Consider the following 25,289-nt stretch of genomic DNA (forward strand, 5'->3'; position numbering starts at 1 on the left):
GTTGTCATTGTAGAGAGTTAGGGTTATCCGATGATGATAGTCTGGCAACGACAAGACGATTTTCTTACTGGCCGAGTCACTTACTGTCTGTTGGCAGCAAGCGTCCATAAAAAGAGTAAACAGAGCTAAATGTATCAGCCCGTTGCGTTATATATTGGCCTGCGCTACATGCGTGGGCGAGCATCAGACCGGTTTAGCCAGTTTGTTTCATGGCTGTCGACGATTGGTATTATTCTCGGTGTCATGGCATTAGTGACCGTTTTATCGGTGATGAATGGCTTTGAACAAGAGCAAGAAAAAAATACGCTTGGGTTAATGCCTCATGCGTTGGTGACAACCAAGCAAGGCAATCTCAATCCGCAGGAACATCCTGCCTCCCAACTTAAATCCTTGTCCGGCGTTAGTCGTATTGAACCGCTCACTACCGGCGATGTGATTTTGCAAAGCGTCAAAGGGTTGTCCGTTGGCGTTATGCTGGGGATTAATCAAGAAGATAACGAACCGTTAGCCGGTGATGTTTATGGTGCCAGCGTTGCTCAGCTAGAGCCCGGCAGCTATCGGGTTATTTTGGGCGAAAAACTGGCTGAGAAGCTGGGTATCCGATTAGGTGAACAGGTTCGTTTAATGGTGACCGGAGCAAGTCAATTTACGCCGATGGGGCGAATTCCCAGTCAGCGACTGTTTACGGTTATTGGCACCTTTGCTGCCGGTAGTGAAGTGGATGCCACTCAGCTGTTGGTAAACCAGCAAGATGCCTCCCGTTTAATGCGTTATCCCATCGGAAATATCAGCGGCTGGCGTCTGTATCTACAAAAACCGTTAAATATCGTCTCGGTAAGCGAACAAGCGCTACCGGATGGGTTGGTGATGAAAGACTGGCGCGAACGTAAAGGTGAATTGTTTCAGGCCGTTCGGATGGAGAAAAATATGATGGGGCTGTTGATTGGCCTGATCATTGCCGTTGCGGCGTTTAATATCGTCACCTCTTTGAGCCTGTTGGTGATGGAGAAACAGGGGGAAGTGGCGATTTTAAAAACCCTGGGTCTGAAGCGTCACCAGATTATGTACATATTTATCGTTCAGGGAGCCAGTGCCGGAATTATTGGCGCTTTGCTGGGCTCGGGGCTGGGTATTGCTCTATCAAGTAATTTGAATGCTCTGATGCCGTTTATCGGTCAATCGCTATCCGGTGTCGCTTTGCCGGTGGTGATTGATTATTCCCAGGTGATGACGATTGCGCTGTTCTCGATGGGACTGGCGCTGCTTTCTACGCTTTATCCTTCCTGGCGGGCCGCCGCCGTTCAACCCGCAGAGGCGTTACGCTATGAATAATTCTTTGTTACTGCAATGTGTAGATCTTTGCAAAACCTATCAGGAAGGTAAGTTAAAAACTGAAGTCTTGAAAAATGTGTCTTTTTCGATGATGCCGGGTGAGTTAATGGCGATTGTTGGTAGCTCTGGCTCAGGTAAAAGTACCTTACTGCATTTGTTGGGTGGACTGGATGCACCTACTTCCGGCGATGTCATTTTTAAACAGCGTTCTCTTAGCTCGATGAGTTCCTCCGCCAAAGCTGAGTTGCGTAATACTCAACTGGGATTTATCTATCAGTTTCACCATTTGCTACCGGATTTTACCGCGCTAGAGAATGTCGCTATGCCGCTAATGATTGGTCATATTAAACCGTCAGAGGCTGAAGATAGAGCCCGCGCCATGCTTGCTGCGGTTGGCTTGGAGAAAAGGGCGGCTCATCGTCCGTCGGAGCTGTCCGGTGGCGAGCGTCAGCGTGTGGCTATCGCCAGAGCGTTGGTGAATAATCCGGCCTTGGTGTTGGCGGATGAACCAACAGGAAACTTGGATCAGCGTACCGCTGACAGTATTTTCGAACTTTTAGGTGATTTAAACCGCAAGCAAGGAACCGCATTTCTGGTGGTTACCCATGACTTGAAATTGGCTCGTCGTCTCGATCGTCAGCTTGAAATGCGCGATGGCCATTTGAATCAGCAGTCGATGATGCTGGAGGCTGAATAATGTCTGCTGTGCCACTGTCATTAAAGATAGCGCTACGTTTTAGTCGCGGGCGTCGCCGTAGTGGTATGGTTTCACTGATCTCCATTCTTTCTACTATTGGTATCGCCTTAGGCGTGGCGGTATTGATTATTGGTTTGAGTGCAATGAATGGGTTTGAGCGTGAGTTAAAAAATCGCATTCTGGCCGTGGTACCACACGGTGAAGTGGAGCCGGTTGATCAGCCCTTTAATGATTGGCCCATTGCCCAAAAACGCATTGAACAGGCTGAGGGGGTTGCCGCTGCCGCACCCTATATTCTCTTTACCGGCTTAGTGGAAAGCGGTACCCAGTTACGGGCCATTCAGGTCAGAGGCGTTCAACCTCAGGATGAAGAAAAGCTCAGCGCCTTACCCCAGTTTGTATTGGATAACGCTTGGCAGCAATTTAAAGCCGGTGAACAACAGCTGATTTTAGGTAAAGGCATTGCCGACGAGCTAAATGTGAAGCAGGGTGATTGGGTCACGGTGATGATTCCTAACAATGACCCAAGCGGTGAGATGAAGATCGGCCAGCCTTTGCGAATCCGACTGCACGTTACCGGTATTTTACAGCTTAGCGGTATGCTCGATCATAGCTATGGTATGGTGCCTCTAAGCGATGCCCAACAATATTTGGATATGGGTGACAGCGTCACTGGCATTGCATTTAAGGCAAAAGATCCTTTTGTTGCCAATATTGTCTCGAAGAATGCTGTTGAGGCCAGCGGTAAATACTCGTACTACCGCAGTTGGATTTCCTCCTATGGTTATATGTACCGTGATATTCAGTTAGTGCGCAGTATCATGTATCTGGCCATGATTCTGGTGATTGGCGTAGCCTGTTTTAATATCGTTTCCACTCTGGTGATGGCAGTTAAAGATAAGAGCGCTGATATCGCAGTGTTGAGAACGTTAGGCGCTAAAGACCGATTAATTCGTTCAGTATTTATCTGGTATGGTCTGATGGCCGGCTTGGTGGGCAGTATTTGCGGTGTTGTGGTCGGCGTGGTTGTCTCTTTACAGCTGACTCATATTATCAAAATGATTGAGAATTTGATTGGACACCATTTCCTTTCCGGTGGGGTCTATTTTATTGATTTTCTACCGTCAGAGCTTCACGCATTAGATGTGATCATTGTGCTAGTAACATCCATTATATTGAGCCTGGTAGCCAGTTGGTATCCGGCAAGGCGCGCCAGCCGCATTGATCCTGCTCGAGTACTTAGCGGCCAATAATGGTCACTCCAGCCGTAGCAGGCTAGTCGTTCTGAAAAGGAAGGGGTATGTACTACGGTTTTGATATGGGAGGCACCAAGATTGAGTTTGGTGCTTTCGATGCGCAACATCGCCGTCTGATGCAAAAACGGGTACCTACGCCGCGTGATGATTATCAGGCTTTGCTAAAGGTACTCACGCAACTGACGCTCGAGGCGGATATCGCATTAGGGTGTGAAGGCAAAGTGGGTATCGGTATTCCCGGTATGCCAGATAGAAACACCGGCGAATTATTTACCGCAAACGTTCCTGCATCGATGGGGAAGCCCTTAGCTGCCGATCTTGAGCGCTGCATTGCTCGCCCGGTGCGTATTGATAATGATGCGAATTGCTTTGCCCTTTCAGAAGCCTGGGATGGTGAGTTCCGGCAGTATTCCAACGTGCTGGGCATTATTCTGGGAACCGGTGTGGGAGGGGGAATTGTTATCGATGGTAAAATATTTTCCGGAAATAACTACATTGCCGGTGAGTTTGGTCACCTGAGATTACCGGTAGACGCACTGGAAGTACTGGGCAGGGATATTCCACGGGTTCACTGTGGGTGCGGCCATAATGGCTGTATGGAGAACTATATTTCCGGTCGCGGATTTGAGTGGCTATATCAGCAATTTTTCGGTGACAGATTAGAAGCTCAACGAATTATTGAACATTATCGTAGCGGTGAGTCAAAAGCGGTAACCCATGTGACGCGTTTTATTGATTTGTTGGCGATTTGTCTGGCCAATATTTTTACCGTTCTCGATCCTCATTTAGTGGTATTTGGCGGTGGATTATCTAACTTTGATGAGATGTATCCGCTATTACCTGAACGTATTAAACCCCATTTGCTGAATGTCGCAAAAGTTCCACGTATCGAAAAAGCCCGTTGGGGTGATTCCGGTGGTGTTCGTGGTGCTGCATTTCTCAATTTAGTGGATTAGATTCTGGACCATAAAAGGAGCTTCCAGTTATGCGAGTTCATCGCCGCTTGTTTCGTACCAAAGTGAAGCATGTACGCCACCAACGTCAACGTATGCGATATTTACACAGTATTTTATCTTCAGCCTGCGATGAAGTGAAAGCCAGCCATAATCCATCGGTGGTGGTATTAACCGGGGCCGGTATTTCTGCTGAATCCGGTATTCGTACTTTCCGCGCCTCTGATGGGCTATGGGAAGATCATCGAATTGAAGATGTGGCTACTCCGGAAGGCTTTGAGGCTAATCCTGAGCTGGTACAGGCGTTCTATAATGCCCGCCGCCGTCAGTTAATCAGCCCGGAGATTTTGCCAAATGATGCCCATAAAGCATTGGCGAAACTGGAGGATTTGTTAGGAAACAAGTTCTTATTGGTGACCCAGAATGTGGATAATTTGCATGAGCGAGCAGGCAATATGCGGGTTATTCATATGCACGGGGAACTGTTGAAGATTCGCTGTACGCGCTCCGGTAAAGTGGCCGAATGGAAAGGGGATCTCTCGGTTAACGAGCGTTGCTATTGTTGTGAACCTCCTCAGCCAATGCGTCCTCATATCGTTTGGTTTGGTGAAATGCCGCTTGAGATGGATAAAATTAGTCAGGCTATTGCTGAAGCCGATTATTTTATTGCCATTGGCACATCCGGGCATGTTTATCCCGCTGCGGGTTTTGTACGTAGTGCTCGCTTGTATGGTGCTCATACTGTGGAACTTAACCTTGAACCTAGTCAGGTAGCCAACAGCTTTGAAGAAAAACACTGTGGTTTGGCCAGTCAGGTGGTGCCTGAATATATCCAGCAAACTTTTTTAGATGTTATTTCGAAGGACTGCTGTAAAAAAGCGTAAGTAAGGCAATCCGTTACCTGAGGTTATTGTGATTAGGTAACGGATTCAAATTAATAGTATCAAACAATATTATTACCGTAATAACTATTTCAAATTTTCTTAACTAGATGATTGCTAGTGAGCTTTTATTGATTTAAACGCAGATGTTATGATATTTTTATTCTCTAAGGTAACTTTTTGAAGTTATTTTACTTATAATTAAACACGCTTTCGTTGTTTTTTTGTATTTCAGGGACAATATATTAGGGATATTCAATGCTGCTATCTTCACGGAGCTTGCTGGCTTTTTCTGTCAGTAGTGCTCTCATATCTGGTACATGTCTTTATTCTCATCAAGTCCAGTCGGCTGACAATTTACTCATTATAAATAGCAACATAGAAGAATGGATTAAGGATCTTTCCTATTTATCCAGCATAGATAATCAGTCCGCAGTTGTTGTTGATGGTAATGGAACTTATGCAAATCTGGCTCAGGTCAATGCATCAACCACTGGCTCTAATGCATCTGCTATTTTGATTTCTAATAATGCTTATCTGACGAATAAAGGCGCTAATACTAAAATATTAACCAGCGGCGTAAACAGTCATGGCATTTCTGCAATAGACTCTGGTTATTTTAACGTTGTTGAATTAACGATTAAAACCACGGGTTCAGGTTCTGATGCACTAAGAATTCAGGCGAGTAAGGGTAATTTCGTTCAAAATCTAAAGGTCCGCACGGATAATATTAATTCAAACGGTGCTTATCTGATTGGTCATGATAGCGCGGAAACTTCGCTATATATTAACCAGAGCCAAATCGATACCTTGGGAGACGGCAGTGCTGGCGTTCGTATGAGGTCGCTTAACGCCAGTGAAAAAGTTTTCCTGTATATGGATGGGCAAACGAACATCACTACCGCTGGTGAGAAGAGCGAAGGGATTAATGCAGTTGGCGCTGGAACCTCAGGTTGGATTGCCGGTGGTGATAACGATCGCTTAACCATTCAGACTTCCGGTAATACTTCTAGTGGAGTTTTTGTTGGTTCTGGGGCCAATCTGACCATTCATAATATGAATGTGTTGACAACAGGAACCTTGTCTAACGGCATTCAGGTCAGTGGTAGCGGTTCGAGTCTAAATATCAAGGACAGTGAAGTTAAAGCTAAAGGCAGTCGCTCGTTTGGTATTATTGCTCATGATGGCGGTAAGCTTGTTGGTGATAACTTATCGATTACCGCTGACGATACCCACGGGGTTAAGTCTTGGAATAGTGGTGATATCTCAATCAAAAACAGCACCATCAAGGCAGCCAATAAAGGCTTATTCTCTGAAGTGACTCTGGATAATAAAACTTCCCTACTTGATGCCCAAGATATGGTCATTGATGCGGATTCCCATGGTGTGATGGCATCTGCTTCATCGACGTTGTCCCAGGCCCATAATACGCGGGCAACGGTCACGCTCAGCGGAACAAATCAAATTCGTTCACAAGACAGCACATTGTTTGCGCGTTTGGGCGGTAATATTTTGGCTGATATTCAAGGTGGCTTGCTAAATACGGGCTCGATTAGCGGTGCGTCAACATTACATGCACAAGGCGGCGTCATTGATGCATTGTTGGATGGAACAACGGTGATGAATCAGGGGATGCTGATAACATCGGTTGTTGACCAATACGCTAACGCTGGTGAAGTTTCCCTAACGGCGAAAAATCTGGCTATGAGTGGGGATGTGCTGGCTGATGTTCAGAGTATCGCTAATTTATCGCTGGAAAATGCTAGTTGGACTGGCCGAGTGACGAATGGAACGACATTTTCAGTTGATGCCAGCAGCCAGTGGAATGTCTCCGGGAATTCTGATGTTGCTTCATTGGCTCATAGCGGTAACATTCGCTTTATTTCACCGACGGTAAATGACTTTAAGACTTTGACAGTGCAGGGTGACTATCAGGGAAATGACGGTACTTTGACCATTAACACCATTATCAATGATGACCTTTCTCCAACGGATAAGTTAATTGTTGAAGGCAATACTCAGGGAATGACCAACTTACACGTCAATTCTGTCGCGGGTTCTGGCGGCCTAACCAGCAATGGTATTGAAGTGGTTCGTGTTGCTGGTTCATCAGATGGCCGATTTGTTCTGGTTAATCGGGTCAGTGCCGGCGGCTATGAATATTTACTGCATCAGGGCGGTGCGGTTAGCGGAAATGATGGTAACTGGTATTTACGTTCAGAATTACCTAAAGAGCTAAATCCAGATCCTAAGCCAACCCCCACACCAAACCCAGACGCTAATTCTGGAGCAGGCGCGAAGCCTGAACTTATATCCCCAGAAGTAGGTGCTTATGCCACTAACGTCGCTTTAAGCAATACTCTATTTATGCATAGCTTGCACGATCGTTTGGGCGAGCCTCAGTTTACCGAACGTCTGAAGGGGCAGATGGCTAACCCAACCTCCATGTGGTTACGTGTGGTTGGGGCGCGTGAAAAAGGGCGGGTGGCTGATTCACTGCGAACCCATACCAAGAGTGCCTTGGTACATTTGGGGGGAGATATCGCCCAGTGGAGCGCTAATGGTCAGGACCGTTTACATTTAGGCGTGATGGGCGGCTATGCGGATGCGAAAACTAAGGTGCGTTCCGGGCGGCTTGGTTATCTGGCGGAAGGTAACGTTCACGGCTATAGCGCCGGTATGTATGCCACCTGGTATGCAAATGAACAGGATGGAACCGGTTTATATACCGATAGTTGGATTACCTATAGCTGGTTTGATAATCAGGTCAAAGGCGAGAAAATGCGTGATGAAAATTACGATTCATCGGGTATTTCAGCTTCACTGGAATCCGGATATACCTATAAAACCTATCAGGGGAAAAATAAGAGCGTATTTATTCAACCTAAAGCTCAATTGGTATGGTTGGGCGTCAAAGCAGATGACCATAGCGATGCATCAGGCAATCGTATTGTTCAGGATAATAATGGTAACCTGATGAGTAAGTTAGGGATGAGAGTGTTTATGCAGGGGATTTCGCCGGCAAATCGTCAACAAACATTCCAGCCGTTTGCCGAAGTTAGTTGGATCCACAATACCCATCCTTACGGGATAAACTATCAGGGAAATCAGGGACCCTCATTCTCCCAACAGGGAACGCGTAACCTGGGAGAGGTGAAACTAGGATTACAAGGGAGCTTAACCGACAACTTCTCTATTTGGGGGCAGGTTAGCGACCAGATCGGTACGCGTGGTTATCATCGTACTGAAGGTGTGATTGGCGCGAAATACAGCTTCTGATGAATAATCACAGACGGTAAATTAGACCGGGTCGTTTATGGTGAACGACCCGGTTTTTTTATTGATGTAGAACGGCTGTATTTTAATAATGTAAATTCAGTTAGAGCGTAATTTAGGCACGTTTTATGAAACTATTTTTACGTAGGTTTCAGTCCTTTTCTATTCACTGTGCCATTATATCTGCTACAGACATATTCTCATTAGACTCGGTCTATTTATAATTTATTAACTATACTAAATAAATCCAGCATATTTTTGGTTTTATTTGGAAAATGTGTTGTGGAAAATTTTAAATAAAAAACTTCATTGTCCTAGGTTATTTTTATTAGGTGATGAATAAGGGTTAACAAAGAAAGTGTCTAATGATTATAGGGTTATTTGTTTCTTGTGACGCCTGTAATTAGATAATGTGCAGGAATGTTTAATGAAACTATTTTCACGTAACTTGCAGGCTTTTTCTATTGGTAGTGCTCTTATATCTGGTGCATGTATATATTCTTATCCGGTTCAGGCGGATGAGAATGTATTAATTATAAATAGCAATATTGAAGAGTGGATAAATGATGCTGATTATTCATCTAGCACAGCTAACCAGCCGGCAATTTTGGCTGATGGTAATGGTACTACTGCCAACCTCTCTAATGTCAACGCATCAACAACGAGCAACCGAGCATCTGCTATTTTAGTTTCCAATAATTCTTATCTGAAACATAACGGCGAAAATACATTAATATCAACCAGTGGTATCAGGAGTCACGGTATTTATGCCACCAGCGGTGGCTATTTCAATATATCAAACTTGACTATTACAACCACGGGTTCAAGTTCTGACGGATTAAGGTTAGAAGGAAGTGAAGAGAACGTTATTCAATCTGTAATAGTGAAAACGGATGATAATAATTCACAAGGTGTTTACTTATTAGGTAACGGCAGTGGGAGAACTTCGTTAACGATTACAAATAGTGTTATTGATACGGAAGGCCTTAATAGCATTGGTGTTCATCTGCATTCTGCAAGTACCGATGAGAACGTTGATCTGAAGATAGATGGAAAAACGACGATTATTACCGCTAATGAGAAAAGTCATGGTGTCTATGCTTTTGGCGCAGGGATTTTAGGCTCGATCGCAGGTACCGAGAATAATCGTATAGCCATCAATACTGCTGGTTTAGACTCTCGCGGTATGTTTATTACCTCAGGCGCTAATTTTACCATCAATAATCTGGATTTGCTGACCACCGGGCGAGCATCCAACGGAATACAGGTTGGTGATGTGGATTCGAGTGTGGATATTGATAACAGCAGCATTACAGTCAAAGGTAATACTTCAATTGGTATTGTTGCTCACGATGGCGGAAAGTTGGTTGGTAGTAAGCTGTCAGTGAGCTCTGATGATACTCATGGAGTAAAGTCTTGGAATGGTGGTGATATTTCAATCAAAGATAGTATGGTTGAGGCTAGGTTCCACGGCTTATTATCCGAGTCTACTGCGGAGAATACGGTTTCGCATTTTAAGGCTGAAAATATCATTATTAACTCAGGTTTGGAGAGTGTAAGAGCGTCAGTGACCAATGAGGCTTTGATTTTAGGGCAAGAAGCCAATATTACGCTTAGCGGTGAGAATACGATAGTTTCAAGAGAAAGAAGTACTCTGTATGCGACTGGGGGTAAGATTACTGCTGATATGAAAGCCGGTTCGTTGGCTGCCGGTTCGGCGGCAGGGGCATCGGTATTTTATGCTCAAGGGGGCGTCATTGACGCATCGCTGGACGGTACAAACATTGTTAATCAAGGGATGCTGGTCACATCGACTATTGATAACGATGGCAGGGCAGGTGACGTTTCCCTAACGGCGAAAAACCTTGCTATGAGCGGAGATATTTTGGCAGATGACCAGAGTACCGTTAATTTATCATTGCAAAATGCTAACTGGACCGGTCAGGCGACTAGCGGCACGCAGTTTTCAGTTGATGCTTCTAGCCAGTGGAATGTTTCCGGTAGTTCAGATGTTGTTTCATTGACCAACAACGGTAATATTCTCTTTAGTTCCCCGACAGCCGATGGCTTTAGAACCTTAACAGCTTATAGCGTTAAGACTTTAACAGTCCATGGTGACTATCAAGGCAATGACGGTACATTAACCATTAACACCATACTTAACGATGATGCTTCTCCAACCGATATGCTGATTGTTGAAGGCAATACTCAGGGTAAGACAAATTTGTACGTCAATCAGATTGCTGGTTCTGGCGCCTTAACCCGTAATGGTATCGAAGTGGTTCGCGTTGGTGGGCTTTCAAATGGTCAATTTATGCTGGTTAATCGGGTCAGTTCTGGTGGTTATGAATATTTACTGCATCAGGGCGGTGCGGTTACCGGAGATGATGGTAACTGGTATTTACGTTCAGAACTGCTAAACCCAAAAAAACCAGAAAGTCCAGATCCAGAAAACCCAGATCCAGAAATAGATTCCAAGCTTAAGCTCATATCGCCAGAAACGGGGGCATACGCCACTAACGTTGCTTTAAGCAATACCTTATTTATGCACAGTTTACATGACCGTCTGGGAGAGCCGCAGTTTACTGAACGCCTGCAAGGAAAAATGAGCACGCCAACCTCCATGTGGCTACGTGTGGTTGGGGCGCGTGAACAAGGGCGAGTGGCGGATTCACTGAGAACTTCTACCAATAGTGCATTGGTGCATTTAGGGGGAGATATCGCTCAGTGGAGCACCAATGGACAGGACCGTTTACATTTAGGCGTGATGGGCGGTTATGCGGATGCAAAAACGAAAGTGCGTTCCGGGCTGCTTGGTTATCAGGCGGAAGGTAATGTTCACGGCTACAGCGTCGGCCTGTATGGCACCTGGTATGCGAATGAACAGGATGGAAGCGGTTTATATACCGACAGTTGGGTAACCTACAGCTGGTTTGATAATCAGGTAAAAGGCGACAAAATGCGTGATGAAAATTACCATTCATCGGGTATTTCAGCCTCACTGGAGTCCGGATATACCTATAAAACCTATCAGGGTAAAAATCACAGTGCGTTTATTCAGCCTAAAGCCCAACTGGCATGGTTGGGCGTCAAAGCAGATGACCATCGTGATGCGCTAGGAAACCGTATCGTTCAGGATCATGATGGTAATCTGATGAGTAAGTTAGGGATGAGAGTGTTTATGCAAGGGACCTCGCCGGCAAATCGTCAACAAACGTTCCAGCCGTTTGTCGAAGCCAGTTGGCTCCACAATACCCATTCCTATGGAATCGGTTACCAAGGAGGCCAAGGGGCAACCTTTTCCCAACAGGGGACGCGTAATCTTGGAGAGCTGAAGCTTGGACTGCAAGGAAGCTTAACCGACAATTTCTCTATATGGAGTCAGGTTAGCGAACAGGTCGGTACTCGCGGTTATCATCGTACTGAGGGTGTGATTGGTATGAAATACAGTTTCTGATAAACAATCACAGACAATAAATCAGGCCGGGTCGTTTATGGAGAATGACTCGGTTTTTTTATTGCCGCTGTTTAGGCCGCTAAAATTTTTCCCAATCTGTATCATGTTTCAGAATAGGATAATGCCAATAATTTTATCATGTTATGCTGAGTATGATAAAAAGAGGTGATAACGTTTTATCGCGTTTTTAATACTCATAGTTAGCAACATCATAAATTCGATGGTTAATAATAATGAATAAGATAGAGATACATGCGGTTAAAGAGAAGGATTACCCCGAACTTACCGCTTTATGGGAACGCTCCGTCAGGGCGACTCATGATTTTTTACCGGAAGCGGATATTCTGTTCTTTCGACCATTAATTTTAAATGAATTTTTGCCAATGGTGCATTTAATGTGTACTAAAAATTCTCAAGGAATCATTAGTGGCTTTATCGGTGTAGCAGATAACAAGGTTGAGATGCTATTTATCGATCCGGCTTATCGAGGACAGGGCCTAGGTAAGGCACTGCTTAATTACGGGATAGAGCAATTAGCGATTACTGAAGTGGATGTGAATGAACAAAATCCGCAGGCGCTGAATTTTTATTTAAAGTGCGGCTTTAACGTAGCTGGTCGTTCTGAAGTTGATGGTATGGGAAAACCTTACCCGCTACTGCATCTGATTTTGCAGTAAATGGAAGATAATAAGGGAATACAGTGAAGCGCTTTATGGCTTGGTCGATGACGATCTTTTTCTCAATATTACTGATTGCTGTGCTGAGTTTTATTGGTTACTACGTCGTAGAGATCTATCCGGCCAGAGATGAATTAAATGCTTCTGCCGCCAAGTACGTTGATGATAAATCTCAGACGGTTTTGTTAAATCGTTTAATGTCCGCGAATTACCCAGACAATCATTATTATCATCACGTCACGCGGGTCATGTCGTATAAATATTTGTCTGGAGAGCGGCAAACAACGCTTCGCCGCATTACCAGAGAAGGACTTTGGTCTTTATGGTTGAAGATGCTGTATAGCAGGGAAGAGATGGGGTCAATTTGGCTATCGCTATTTATCTGGGGCGTACTGATGATAACCACGCTATTTATGGTATAGAGAATGGCGCGGGTAGCCTGTTTTCTACAGCGTTGTCTGACCTGAGCTGCGAACAGTTGGCTGAGTTAATAATTATTCCTCAATCACCGTCATACTATAAGCTTGGTTCGGAGAGGTTGTCAGCAAGAACTAAACGCTTATTACCGGTGTGCGCTGAATATGAGCAGTCAAAATAGCAAATCAGAAACAAAAAAATAAAGCAGAGGGGGATTTTCTCTCTGCCTTTAGAAAATTCTAAAAATCATAGGATGCTTGAGTTAACTATTTGTCATTATGAGCTGAATAATATCGATGATATCTGGATAAGTCCTCTAATTTTTCTTATATAATTTCAAAAGTATAATAATATAATCAACTAAGTGTTTTTGTTATTTAATTGAGATGTAAAAACATAAGTTTCAGTAATTTAAAGAGACTATCAAAGGTGTGTGCTTGTTGTTGCGATATAATTATTAATGGATTATAGAGTGTTAGCTCTATTTGCCGATATATAAAATATTCTCAATTAATAAGGAAAGAGATCATGCGTGAATTAAATACTCAAGAAACCAAAATGGTTTCAGGTTCCGGCGTTTCTTCTGATTTTGGTAATGCCCTTAACGGTGCAAATAGCACGAATACGGCTGCTGGCGATGTTACAGGCAGTTTTGATGATTTTCTGAAGGCGATTAGCGAAGCTTTCAATAAAATCAGCAGTATTTTAAATTATTATACTAATTTATTTCCACTGCCGGGCTCCAGCAAAAAGTAATGATGAGTTCGATTAATTAATTATTGTTTATGGCTTTATTTATTTTTAATAAAGCCATTGTGAATGTATTTATTATTTGGTTAACTTGATTTAACCTCGTCATTCCGGCGGATGCCAGAATGACGTAGAGTAATATAACTTATTTATTCAGTTTGTCAGGTATCAGGCGTCAGCCAGTTCCCCCATCGCCTGCTGTAAAATTTCAGCCGCCAGAATAACATCATCAAATTCGCTATATTCATCCGGATGGTGACTGACACCGTCTCGGGATGGGATAAACAGCATACCGGCAGGGAAGTCTTGTGCCATATACATGGTATCGTGGCCTGCACCGCTCATCATGGTAGTAAATGGAACGCCTTTTTCCTGACAGATACGTTCCAGACGATGAACGATATCATCTTTCATCAATACCGGCATATCGTTAGCCAGTTCACTCACGTTAATAACCACATCTTGTGCCGCTTTAGCATGTTCAACGGAAGCCTGGAACTTGGCAACTACGCGGTTTACGCTGGCTTTGTCTACGCCACGAATATCAACGTAGAAGGTCACATCACCGGGGATAACGTTGATAGCGTTAGGTGAAACGTCTAAGCGACCGACGGTACCCACCGTACCATAAGCAGACTCATAGCCAGCTGCCGCGTTGATATCGGTAATAATAGCTGCGCTGGCGACTAAGGCATCGTGACGTTGGCACATAGGCGTTGCGCCTGAATGGTCAGCATGGCCGTGTACTTCGACGCGATAGCGGCATGGAGCGGCGATACCGTTGACGACACCGATACGTTTATGCTGATGTTCCAGCACTTTGCCTTGCTCGATATGGGTTTCAATAAAGCCATCAAAGTAGTGAGTTGGCAGGCGACATTCATCCAGCTTTTGGCTTTGATAACCACAGTTATCCAAGACCTGGAAAATATTGTTACCTTCACTATCGGTATTTTTGGCCCACTTATCAAAGTCGGCTTGTCCTGCCATCACCTTACTGGCCATACAGGCGAAGCCGAAACGGCTGGACTCTTCAGCGCGGAAGATGACCAGCTCAAGAGAACGCTTTAACTGCTGCGGTTTAAACTGAGAAATGGCATATAAGCCGGCAATCACGCCGATCACACCATCGTAAGCACCACCTTGAGGAACGGAGTCAATATGGGAACCGGTACCAATGGCAGGGAGTTCAGGATTTTTCCCCGGCAGGCGAGCAAAAATATTGCCCATCATATCCTGACGTACCTGTAGACCCATTTCTTTCATCTTTTCGATCATCAACTGATGCGCTAGCTCATCTTCTTTGGAGTAAGCTAAGCGGGTGATACCCGGCGTGGCGTCATTGACGCTAAAGGCGGTAATTTGTTCGAAAAGGTTGAGTGCCGATTGCTTGGTTAGTGCTTGAACCATTTCAGTTTTCCTCTTGTCATCCCATTATCAACAGGATATTTGGTAGTGCGATAAGGTGCCGGTTACTCTTTATATCAGGAAAGGGAACCGTAAATAAACCAACGCATAAGAAACAATCTTATCAATGCGAGCAACTATACTTAGTCATCATATCAGGGCAGGTAAGAGACTTCAGTCTAATTTAAGCGGTGGTTTGATATACATCAACAGGGAGCCATTTCTGTTATATGGGAATGTTAAAGACCGTGCTCTTGTGTAATGTAAAATGTGAGGGGGATTTTTGGCCCTTTTTATTGAGCGCTGGAATTCAGCCGACAACTGAGTGAGGGAGCACGTCCAGCATGAAGGCCGGTGCGTTAACCCGAACGCCTTCTGCTCGGCCACGTATACTGATGTTGATTTATTCTTTGTACTGATAGTGGACGAAACTTTCGCAGTCATTAAGCTTAACCGACAAGCATCTCGTTATCGTGTGAGAAAAAAATACCGAGAAAAACCACGTTGGTTGTTCCCGGTATCTTTGTCATAAAGCGTTGGTATAAGGTATTAACCGCCGGCTTTCAGGTTCTGGAAGAGCGTCTCATAGAGTAGACCTGCTTCACCCACGGAACCTTGCCATTGGCCTTGCTCCAGAGTTTCGGCATCTGGATAAAGCGATTTATCTTCCGTCAATGATTTTGGCAGCAGTTTTCTGGCCTCAATATTTGGCGTCGGATAGCCAATTTCGTTCGCGATTTTCGCCGCCACTTCCGGGCGTAGTAGATAATCAATCAGCTTCAGCGCGCCTTCGACGTTTTTAGCATTGGAGGGAATGGCCATGCTATCCATCCAGAATACCGCCCCTTCTTTAGGCCAAATATATTGCAGATGAACACCTTCCTGACGGGCCATATATGAAGAACCGTTCCAGAGCATGCCGATATCAATATCGCCTTCAATGTAAGGATTCGCGGGAGCATCAGAGTTAAACACCACCACATTCGGCATCAGCTTACGCAGTTCTTCATAAGCTTGCTGAATTTGCTTGGGATCGGTGGTATTAATCGAGTAACCCAGCTTGGCCAAAGCGATAGGGAAAACTTCCCGCGCATCATCAAGAATTAAGATACGATCGCGAAAGCGCTGATCCCAAAGATCTGCCCAACTGTTGACGGTTTTCGGGTCAATCACATCGGTATTTACCGCGATTCCCGTGGCACCCCAAGTATAGGGGATAGACCATTCATTGGTTGGATCAAAGGGTTTAGATTGCAATGCCGGGTCAATATTTTTAAAGTTTTTCAGCTTGCTGGTATCAATCTTTTGAATCATACCTTCATCACGCATCCGCGCCACGAAGTAGGCTGAAGGTACCACCAGATCGTAAGCCCCATCTTTGTAGGTTTTCAGCTTGGTGTACATGGTATCAATCGACTCAAAGGAAGAGTTGATAACCTTAATACCGGTCTCTTTGGTGAAATCATCCATTAATCCCGGTGGAACATATTCAGACCAGTTATAAAAATAGACCACTTTATCATCGGCCTGAGCTACGGCGCTGGAAAGTAGCATTGCTCCTGCAGCAAGCAGGTGAGACCACTTTTTCATTCAGCGTATCTCCTTAAAAAGAGAACAAGGGGAGATTCAACGCCGACACTTCATCATGCCGGCGTTGCATCTATTTGGTACTGCGATCGCGCAAAACCAGCTGACTGGCTAAAACCATGACCAGTGATAACATCAGCATAATCGTGGCTAACGCGTTCACTTCCGGCGACATACCTACTTTTACCATTGAATAAATTTTCAACGGCAGGATTTCGTAGGATGGCCCGGTGACAAAGGAAGATACCACCACATCATCCATCGACAGCGTAAAGCTCAGTAACCAACCGGCGACCACGGCAGGCATGGCAATCGGCAGTATGATCTTACGCATAATGGTGAACTCGGTGGCACCGAGATCGCGTGCTGCTTCCAGCATTCTGACGTCAAATCCTTTCATACGGGAATAAACGGTAATCACCACGAAAGGCAGACAGAAAGTAATATGTGCCAGCATCAGTGACCAAAATCCTAATGACAGCCCCAGCAGCATGTATAACGCCAGCAGGGAGATGGCCATCACGATATCCGGCGACATCATCACCACAAACAGCATACCGCTGACAAAATGTTTGCCGCGGAACTGATAACGGTATAAGGCTACCGCGGTCAGTGAACCGATTAGGGTGGCAAACGTCGCTGAAAGCGTAGCGATAACGATGGAATGCCCGGCAGCCTGTAACAGGCTGTCGTTGTTCATCAGGATTTCATACCATTGGGTAGTAAAGCCTTTCCATGTCACGCCATACTTTGCGGAGTTAAAGGAGTTAACGATCAGAATAACGATCGGAATATATAAAAAGGCATAAACGGCGGTCATAAAGCTGCCACGGAAAAGGCGTCCAATCATTCCAGTTCATCCTTCCGATTAAGTAGCTTACCCACACGATAGTAGATATACAGCATAAAGCCCATCATGATAGTCAGACTAATACTGGTTGCTGCACCAAATGGCCAATCGCGTAATCTCAGGAACTGGTTCTTGATGACGTTACCGACTAATAGGTTTTTGGCTCCGCCCAACAGGTCGGAAATATAGAACATGCCCATTGCCGGCAGCAGAACCAGTAAACAACCCGCGATAATACCCGGCATAGTGAGAGGAATAATCACTCGGGTAAAAGTCTGTAGTTTACGCGCACCTAAGTCACGAGCCGCTTCAAGATAAGTCTTATCCAGTTTTTCAATGCTGGAATAGAGAGGCAATACCATAAACGGCAGCAGGATGTACACCAGACCAATAATCACCGCCTGTTGCGAATACATGATACGCAGCGGTTCATCAATCAGGCCAATACCTAACAGAATCTGATTCAGAACGCCTTTAGTACTGATAAAAATCTTCAGACCATAGGTACGAATCAGCGAGTTAGTCCAAAATGGAATAATCAGCAGGAATAACATAATGGGTTGGATGCGTTTCGGCATATTGGCGATGCAGTAAGCAAACGGGTAGCCAATCACCAAGCAGAAAAACGTGGCGATCAGTGCCATATTGAGCGAATGCAACAGCACTTGCGCATACATCGGGTCAAACAGTCGAGTATAGTTATCCAGACTGAATACCAGCGAGATGAGATTTGCATCGTCCCGGGTCAGGAAGCTGGTTCCAATAATCATCAGGTTGGGTAAGAACACAAACAGAACCAACCAAGATACGATGATGGTGATGGAAACCTGCTGAAACAGCTTACGCTGTGATGGTTTATTGTGCGCCTTCATCTGCCAGTACCACCTCCCAGCGTTCAACCCAGGTCACTGCGACTTTATGGTCCAGTGAGTGATCGACATCAGGATCGTCTTCGTTGAAGAACTCACTGATCATCACCATCTTGCCGTTTTCCAATTCGACTACCGTGTCTAGCATCATGCCTTTATAGTTATGTTCACGGATATAGCCCACCAGGCCATCCACTTTTTCCCCTTCTTTAACGGCCACAACCGCCAGATCTTCAGGGCGCAGTAGAACTTTAACTTTATCCCCTGGATTAACATCCAGATCGGTCAAAATGCCACATTCGCGGCCTTCAACATTAGCCCATACTCGTTTTTCATCAATACGATTGATAATTTGGGCGTCGAACACGTTAATTTCGCCGATAAAGCGGGCAACGAACATGTTCTTCGGTTCTTCGTAAATCTCACGCGGTGTGCCATCCTGCTCAATACGCCCATTACGCATAACGACAATGCGGTCGGACATGGTCAGGGCTTCTTCCTGATCGTGAGTAACAAAAATAAAGGTGATACCTAATTGACGTTGTAGCGCCTGTAGCTCACTTTGCATCTGCTTACGCAGTTTGTAGTCCAGCGCAGACAATGATTCATCAAGCAACAGGACTTTCGGTTTATTGACTACCGCACGGGCGATAGCTACACGCTGTTGTTGACCGCCAGAAAGCTGGTGCGGTTTACGCTGGGCGAAGGCATCTAGCTGTACCATCTTCAGCGCTTCCATCACGCGCGGAGTAATTTGATCTGCCGGTGTTTTCTGCATACGCAGACCAAAGGCAACGTTCTCAAAAATACTCATATGCGGGAATAGTGCATAACTTTGGAACACCGTATTAACATGACGTTGTTCAGCGGGTTGATGCGTGATGTCCTGATTGGTCAGCAAAATTTGGCCTTCATCAACGGTTTCTAAACCGGCGATTAAGCGAAGTACCGTAGTTTTGCCACAACCAGAAGGGCCGAGAATAGTCAGAAATTCACCATCATTAATGGTTAAATTAAACTGGCTTATGATGTCACGACCGTCGAAACCTTTGCGTATATTTTTAAGTTCGACAACCGGTAAAAGAGAGGAGTTATCAGTCATTTAATTTAATACTCTATCCCGTAAACTAAGGCAGATAGAACCATCACTGGAAAAGACTGCAATGAATAAGTATCAAGGTAACGAAATAAATTTATTTCGTCTGTTTCCACTTATTCAAAACCAGTGACCCCATTCGATTTTTCGAGCGCGGATAATAGACCCTGACGGTAATAAATGAAAGCCTATTTAAACATTTTAAGGGTGTTTTTTTACTAATAATATTTTTTATGTATAACAACGAGTTGTTATACAGAATCAATTAAGACGGCAGTATTATTTAATATTGGTTAATTTCCTTTAATTATCATGTGAAAACGTGTCTAAAACTGACTTGACGCAATATTTAGAATGGGGGGATACGCATAATAAGAAAGTTAATTTTGGGGGTATAAAAATGGATAGATTATTGGATCGCTTTTTTCATTATGTTTCTTTTGACACACAATCAAGACCGAATGCTCGTCAGACGCCAAGCACCGAAGGGCAAATGGTATTGGCTAAAGCATTACAGAGTGAACTTATTGAGATAGGAATGACAGACATTGTTTTAAGCGACAATGGGTGTTTAATGGCAACATTACCGTCAAATGTGGGCTGGCGTACACCGGTTATCGGATTTTTGGCCCATATGGACACCTCTCCGGAAGTTATTGGTAAAGGTGTCAAACCTCAAATTGTTGATAATTATCGTGGTGGTGATATTGCATTAGGCATCGGTGATGAAGTTCTTTCTCCGGTGATGTTTCCGGTATTGCATCAACTCAATGGACAAACGTTGATTACTACCGATGGTAAAACGCTATTAGGTGCTGATGATAAAGCCGGCATTGCTGAAATTCTGACGGCCATGGTGCGTCTTAAAGCCAGTGATATCCCGCACGGCGATATTAGAATCGCTTTTACCCCAGATGAAGAGGTGGGTAAGGGCATGAAGTATTTCGATATTCATCAGTTTGGTGCCAAGTGGGCCTATACCGTTGATGGCGGTGGTGTGGGTGAACTGGAATGTGAAAACTTTAATGCCGCTCAGGCGACGATAAAAATTGTCGGTAATGGCGGACATATTGGCCGAGCAAAAGGCGTGATGGTTAGCGCATTAGGGCTAGCGGCTCGTTTTCAACAGGCATTACCGGCGGCGGAATCACCGGAATATACGGAAGGCTATGAAGGGTTCTATCATTTAAGTGCCGTACGCGGCAGTGTGGACTACGCTGAAATGAACTATCTTATTCGTGATTTTGAGCGTGATGGTTTTGAAAAGCGCAAAAAGATGATATTCGATGTGGCTAAACAGGTGGGAGAAGGATTACACCGCGACTGTCATATTGAAGTCACCATTAAAGACAGCTACTACAATATGCGCGATGACGTTGCCCGCCACCCACACGTGGTTGATATTGCCCGTCAGGCTATGTTGGATAATGGTATTGAACCACAAGTGGTGCCCATTCGTGGTGGTACCGACGGAGCCATCCTGTCACATATGGGTTTACCGTGCCCGAATATCTTTACCGGGGGTTATAATCCGCACAGTAAGCATGAGTTCGTTACCGTTGAAGGGATGGAAAAGGCGGTTTCAGTGATTATGCGGATTGCCGAAATTACGGCGGAAAGGGCCAAAGAAGGCAGTCTGTAATCGCTATTTCCCAATAAGCTGTATAAATGAGACGTTGTCACTTTTTATACAGCTTGTTTTTGTTTGTTTTGTGACCAGTCTCAACTGCGAAACTGTGATGAATTTCAGAGTTTTAAAAGTAATTTTTTTCACATCGAGTAATCCTGCTTTTTTTCACCGGGTAAAAATTATTGATAGCGAATTTTTATATGGTGCCATTTCATTTTTTTTAATTTCATAAGAATTTTGCGTTGAATTTGTTTTTTTATTTGGTTAATTACTCCGGTTTTGTTTCTGAAGTCCTTGTTGAAATTTTGTGACTATACTTCGTTGGCATAAATGTTAATGAAATGTTTTTTCATATTAGTAATGGGGGTAAACCCAGATGCTAGTTGATTTGCCAACAAAATCAGCAAACAACATCCTATGACTGTGGGAGTGAATAATGAAAAAGAAGTTACTTAATTTGAGTATTGGATTGGCCACATTAGCGATGGTTGCTGGCGTTCAGGCCAATACCTTGGTGTATTGTTCTGAGGGTTCCCCAGAAGGATTCAGTCCTCAGTTGTATACTAGCGGAACTTCATTTGATGCCAGTTCTGTGCCTATTTATAATCGCCTTGTGGAGTTTAAAATTGGTGGCACAGAGACGACTCCTGGCCTGGCAGAGAAGTGGGATGTCAGTGCAGATGGAAAAACTTACACCTTTCATTTGCGTAAGGGAGTGAAGTTCCAGAGTAATAAAGAGTTTACCCCAACGCGTGATTTTAATGCGGATGACGTGGTTTTCTCTTTTATGCGGCAGAAAGATCCTAATCATCCATTCCATAAAGTTTCTGGTGGAAACTATGCCTATTTTGGCGATATGGGCATGCAAGATTTGATTCAGAGCGTAGAGAAAGTGGACGATCATACGGTCAAGATTGTGCTAACTCGTCCTGAAGCCCCGTTTATTGCTGATATTGCCATGGACTTCGCCTCTATTTTCTCTGCGGAATATGCCGATGCCATGATGAAGGCCGGTAAACCTGAGCAAATCGATTTATCGCCCATCGGTACCGGGCCTTTCCAACTGATGCAATACCAGAAAGATGCGCGCATTCTGTATAAATCATTCGATAATTATTGGGGCACTAAACCCAAAATAGATCGTTTGGTCTTCTCCATTACGCCTGATGCTTCAGTGCGCTATGCCAAAATTCAGAAAAATGAATGTCAGGTGATGCCATACCCAAATCCGGCGGATTTGCAAAAAATGAAGCAGGATAAAGATATCGTGTTGCAACAGAAGGCGGGGCTCAATATCGGTTATCTGTCATTCAATATGCTTAAGCCACCGTTGGATAACCTGAAGGTTCGTCAGGCGCTAACCATGGCGGTCAATAAGAAATCAATTATCGATGCAGTGTTCCAGGGCGCCGGTCAACCGGCTAAGAACCTGATCCCACCAACAATGTGGTCTTATAACGATCAGGTGAAAGACTACGAATATAATCCAGAAAAAGCCAAGGCCTTGTTGAAAGAAGCGGGATTGGCAGATGGTTTTAGCATCGACTTGTGGGCAATGCCGGTACAGCGCCCTTATAACCCGAACGCTCGCCGTATGGCCGAAATGATTCAGGCTGACTGGGCCGCTATTGGGGTAAAAGCCAAGATCGTGACTTATGAGTGGGGCGAGTATCTGAAGCGCACCAAGAATGGTGAGCATCAGGCGATGTTAATTGGTTGGACCGGTGATAATGGGGATCCAGATAACTTCTTTGCCACGCTATTTAGCTGTGCTGCCGCCAAAGATGGTTCTAACTATTCTCGCTGGTGCTATAAGCCATTTGAAGATTTGATTCAGGCTGCCCGAGTTGAATCTAACCATGACAAACGTATTGCACTGTATAAGCAGGCTCAGGTGGTCATGCACGAGCAGGTTCCGGCGGTAATGATTGCACATTCCACCGTGTCAGAACCGGTGCGTAAAGAGGTGAAAGGCTATGTGATTGACGGTCGTCGTCACTCTTTTGCTACTTCATCGGTTGAAAAATAAAAGTAGTTAATTGGCTCCGTCCCGAAACTTGAAGTCGGGCGGAGTCAATCAATAAATGGACAATAGCTACCCGTAACAGAGAAACCTGAATAGGTTTTGTTTTTGCCACGACCGTTTCTCCAGGTGAAGTCACACGGGCCTGTGAGCAGCGTTCGAACAGCTGTCGTTATTATAATAACTACTGAGATCTGCAATTATGCTGCAATTTATCCTTCGACGTTTCGGACTAATCATCCCGACCTTCATTGGAATTACCCTGCTAAGTTTTGCCTTTGTCCATGTGATACCCGGCGATCCGGTTATGATTATGGCCGGTGAGCGGGGAATTTCTGCTGAGCGCCATGCCCAAATGATGACGCAATTGGGGTTGGATAAACCGCTTTATGAGCAATATATAACCTATGTAGTTAACGTATTACATGGCAACTTGGGTATCTCTATCAATACCAAGATTCCTATCTGGGATGAGTTTGTCCCTCGCTTTATGGCCACTTTTGAACTGGGCTTTTGTGCCATGCTGTTTGCCATTGCCGTTGGCATTCCGGTTGGTGTTTTAGCGGCGGTTAAACGTGGTTCGGTCTTTGACCATGCCTCTGTTGGTCTTTCTCTGACGGGCTATTCAATGCCAATTTTCTGGTGGGGGATGATGCTGATTATGCTGGTTTCAGTACATCTCAATCTCACCCCGGTATCCGGAAGAATCAGTGATTCCATTTTTCTTGATGACAGCCAGCCGCTGACCGGCCTGATGCTGGTGGATACCCTATTGTTTGGCGAGCCGGGTGATTTTTGGGACGCGGTACATCACCTTATTTTACCTGCATTGGTATTGGGAACTATTCCTCTGGCGGTGATTGTGCGCATGACCCGTTCTTCAATGCTGGAAGTCTTGGGAGAGGATTATATCCGTACGGCACGAGCCAAGGGGCTGAGCCGTATCCGGGTTATTGTGGTACACGCCTTGCGTAATGCGATGTTGCCGGTAGTGACCATCATTGGTTTACAGATAGGCACATTATTGGCCGGAGCGATCCTGACTGAAACCATCTTCTCATGGCCGGGGCTGGGTCGCTGGTTAATTGATGGCTTACAACGCCGCGATTATCCGGTGGTGCAGGGTGGCGTCTTGCTGGTGGCGATTATGATTATTTTGGTCAATCTACTGGTTGATATTCTGTATGGCGTGGTGAATCCGCGCATTCGGCATAGAAAATAAGGGGCGCACTATGAGTGAAGTAACGATATCGGCGCCAAAACCCATGACCCCGTTACAGGAGTTTTGGCACTATTTTCGACGTAATAAAGGTGCCGTCGTCGGCATGATTTATATTGCCATTATGTTGGTGATTGCCGTCGGGGCTAACTGGTTAGCGCCATATTCACCGGCGGAACAGTTTCGTGATGCACTGCTTACGCCGCCGGCATGGCAGGATGGCGGCAGTATGCAGCATATTTTGGGCACCGATGACGTAGGGCGGGATATGCTCTCTCGCTTAATGTACGGTACTCGGCTATCCATCTTGGTTGGTTGTCTGGTGGTCAGTTTATCGCTGGTACTTGGGGTTGTACTGGGGGTTACCGCGGGCTATGTTGGCGGTATTATCGATATCGCGATTATGCGTATTGCCGATATTATGCTGGCGTTACCGAGCCTGCTGCTGGCATTGGTGCTGGTGGCTATTTTTGGCCCATCAATTCTTAATGCCTCTCTGGCATTAACCTTTGTTTCTTTACCCCACTATGTACGTTTAACCCGCGCTGCGGTGCTGTCAGAGGTGAATCGAGACTATGTTATCGCCTCGAAAGTGGCGGGAGCCGGTCCATTACGCCAGATGTTTATTAATATTCTCCCTAACTGTTTAGCGCCGTTAATTGTTCAGGCCTCCCTCGGTTTTTCCAATGCCATTTTGGATATGGCCGCATTAGGCTTTTTGGGTATGGGAGCGCAACCGCCAACCCCAGAATGGGGAACGATGCTCTCCTCAGTATTGCAGTTTGCCCAGAGCGCCTGGTGGGTGGTGACTTTCCCAGGTCTGGCGATTCTATTTACGGTGCTGGCATTCAACTTAATGGGAGACGGCTTACGTGATGCGCTGGATCCTAAACTTAAACAGTAACCGGAGGC

General features: G+C 45.0%; 20 protein-coding genes. 15 read left to right on the top strand and 5 right to left on the bottom strand.

Annotation, left to right across the window (positions count from 1 at the left end; translation table 11 throughout):
• Window positions 1-129 precede the first annotated feature (129 nt).
• From lolC to BMZ28_RS05230, 11 genes are all read left to right on the top strand, one after another.
• The gene (gene lolC / locus BMZ28_RS05185) at window positions 130-1,332 is read left to right on the top strand and encodes a lipoprotein-releasing ABC transporter permease subunit LolC (RefSeq protein WP_047780775.1); all 1,203 of its coding nucleotides are present in this window, start codon (window positions 130-132) and stop codon (window positions 1,330-1,332) included.
• On the top strand, window positions 1,325-2,029 hold the full coding sequence (lolD, locus tag BMZ28_RS05190; RefSeq protein ID WP_074821256.1) for a lipoprotein-releasing ABC transporter ATP-binding protein LolD: 705 nt from the start codon (window positions 1,325-1,327) through the stop codon (window positions 2,027-2,029). Before lolC ends, lolD begins: the two co-directional genes overlap by 8 nt.
• Window positions 2,029-3,282, top strand: coding sequence for a lipoprotein-releasing ABC transporter permease subunit LolE (lolE, locus tag BMZ28_RS05195; protein WP_047780777.1), 1,254 nt, complete (start codon window positions 2,029-2,031; stop codon window positions 3,280-3,282). Before lolD ends, lolE begins: the two co-directional genes overlap by 1 nt.
• Window positions 3,283-3,329: 47 nt before the next feature.
• Window positions 3,330-4,241 carry an N-acetylglucosamine kinase gene (nagK, locus tag BMZ28_RS05200; protein WP_074821258.1) on the top strand — a complete coding sequence of 304 codons (912 nt, stop codon included), beginning with the start codon at window positions 3,330-3,332 and terminating at the stop codon, window positions 4,239-4,241.
• Window positions 4,242-4,270: 29 nt separating this feature from the next.
• A complete protein-coding gene (cobB, locus tag BMZ28_RS05205) occupies window positions 4,271-5,122 on the top strand; it encodes a Sir2 family NAD+-dependent deacetylase (protein WP_047780779.1) in 852 nt (283 codons plus the stop codon).
• 255 nt (window positions 5,123-5,377) lie between these two features.
• Entirely contained in the window at window positions 5,378-8,398 is a 3,021-nt protein-coding gene (locus BMZ28_RS17210; RefSeq protein ID WP_083399635.1) for an autotransporter outer membrane beta-barrel domain-containing protein, read from the top strand.
• 424 nt (window positions 8,399-8,822) lie between these two features.
• A complete protein-coding gene (locus BMZ28_RS17215) occupies window positions 8,823-11,852 on the top strand; it encodes an autotransporter outer membrane beta-barrel domain-containing protein (protein WP_083399636.1) in 3,030 nt (1,009 codons plus the stop codon).
• A gap of 242 nt (window positions 11,853-12,094) precedes the next feature.
• A complete protein-coding gene (locus BMZ28_RS05220; RefSeq protein ID WP_373994788.1) occupies window positions 12,095-12,529 on the top strand; it encodes a GNAT family N-acetyltransferase in 435 nt (144 codons plus the stop codon).
• Between the two features lie 23 nt (window positions 12,530-12,552).
• Complete coding sequence (locus BMZ28_RS17340) at window positions 12,553-12,951, top strand: hypothetical protein (protein ID WP_126467456.1); 399 nt, start codon at window positions 12,553-12,555, stop codon at window positions 12,949-12,951.
• Entirely contained in the window at window positions 12,894-13,127 is a 234-nt protein-coding gene (locus BMZ28_RS17670; RefSeq protein ID WP_074821262.1) for a transglycosylase domain-containing protein, read from the top strand. The genes BMZ28_RS17340 and BMZ28_RS17670 overlap by 58 nt, the downstream gene beginning before the upstream one ends.
• Window positions 13,128-13,474: 347 nt before the next feature.
• The gene (locus BMZ28_RS05230; RefSeq protein WP_074821265.1) at window positions 13,475-13,702 is read left to right on the top strand and encodes a hypothetical protein; all 228 of its coding nucleotides are present in this window, start codon (window positions 13,475-13,477) and stop codon (window positions 13,700-13,702) included.
• Window positions 13,703-13,864: 162 nt separating this feature from the next.
• Here the strand turns inward: BMZ28_RS05230 and BMZ28_RS05235 are convergent, their stop codons facing one another.
• From BMZ28_RS05235 to potA, 5 genes are all read right to left on the bottom strand, one after another.
• Window positions 13,865-15,106: a Zn-dependent hydrolase gene (locus BMZ28_RS05235; protein WP_047780784.1), complete on the bottom strand. Its 1,242-nt coding sequence runs from the start codon at window positions 15,104-15,106 to the stop codon at window positions 13,865-13,867.
• 546 nt (window positions 15,107-15,652) lie between these two features.
• Window positions 15,653-16,693: a spermidine/putrescine ABC transporter substrate-binding protein PotD gene (gene potD / locus BMZ28_RS05240; RefSeq protein WP_074821267.1), complete on the bottom strand. Its 1,041-nt coding sequence runs from the start codon at window positions 16,691-16,693 to the stop codon at window positions 15,653-15,655.
• 70 nt (window positions 16,694-16,763) lie between these two features.
• Window positions 16,764-17,540 carry a spermidine/putrescine ABC transporter permease PotC gene (gene potC / locus BMZ28_RS05245; RefSeq protein ID WP_074821271.1) on the bottom strand — a complete coding sequence of 259 codons (777 nt, stop codon included), beginning with the start codon at window positions 17,538-17,540 and terminating at the stop codon, window positions 16,764-16,766.
• The gene (gene potB / locus BMZ28_RS05250; protein ID WP_047780787.1) at window positions 17,537-18,412 is read right to left on the bottom strand and encodes a spermidine/putrescine ABC transporter permease PotB; all 876 of its coding nucleotides are present in this window, start codon (window positions 18,410-18,412) and stop codon (window positions 17,537-17,539) included. The genes potC and potB overlap by 4 nt, the downstream gene beginning before the upstream one ends.
• Window positions 18,396-19,511 (bottom strand): spermidine/putrescine ABC transporter ATP-binding protein PotA, encoded by a 1,116-nt coding sequence (gene potA / locus BMZ28_RS05255; protein ID WP_047780788.1) that lies wholly within the window; start codon window positions 19,509-19,511, stop codon window positions 18,396-18,398. The genes potB and potA overlap by 17 nt, the downstream gene beginning before the upstream one ends.
• Before the next feature lie 394 nt (window positions 19,512-19,905).
• Between potA and pepT the strand changes: the two genes are divergently transcribed.
• The 4 genes from pepT (at window position 19,906) to dppC (ending at window position 25,281) form a co-directional block, all read left to right on the top strand.
• The gene (gene pepT / locus BMZ28_RS05260) at window positions 19,906-21,147 is read left to right on the top strand and encodes a peptidase T (RefSeq protein ID WP_074821274.1); all 1,242 of its coding nucleotides are present in this window, start codon (window positions 19,906-19,908) and stop codon (window positions 21,145-21,147) included.
• 424 nt (window positions 21,148-21,571) lie between these two features.
• Window positions 21,572-23,164 carry a dipeptide ABC transporter periplasmic-binding protein DppA gene (gene dppA / locus BMZ28_RS05265; RefSeq protein WP_074821278.1) on the top strand — a complete coding sequence of 531 codons (1,593 nt, stop codon included), beginning with the start codon at window positions 21,572-21,574 and terminating at the stop codon, window positions 23,162-23,164.
• Window positions 23,165-23,360: 196 nt separating this feature from the next.
• The gene (dppB, locus tag BMZ28_RS05270; RefSeq protein WP_047780791.1) at window positions 23,361-24,380 is read left to right on the top strand and encodes a dipeptide ABC transporter permease DppB; all 1,020 of its coding nucleotides are present in this window, start codon (window positions 23,361-23,363) and stop codon (window positions 24,378-24,380) included.
• 10 nt (window positions 24,381-24,390) lie between these two features.
• On the top strand, window positions 24,391-25,281 hold the full coding sequence (gene dppC / locus BMZ28_RS05275; protein ID WP_047780792.1) for a dipeptide ABC transporter permease DppC: 891 nt from the start codon (window positions 24,391-24,393) through the stop codon (window positions 25,279-25,281).
• Window positions 25,282-25,289 lie beyond the last annotated feature (8 nt).

This window comes from Pragia fontium DSM 5563 = ATCC 49100, from assembly GCF_900112475.1.
GTDB lineage: Bacteria > Pseudomonadota > Gammaproteobacteria > Enterobacterales > Enterobacteriaceae > Pragia > Pragia fontium.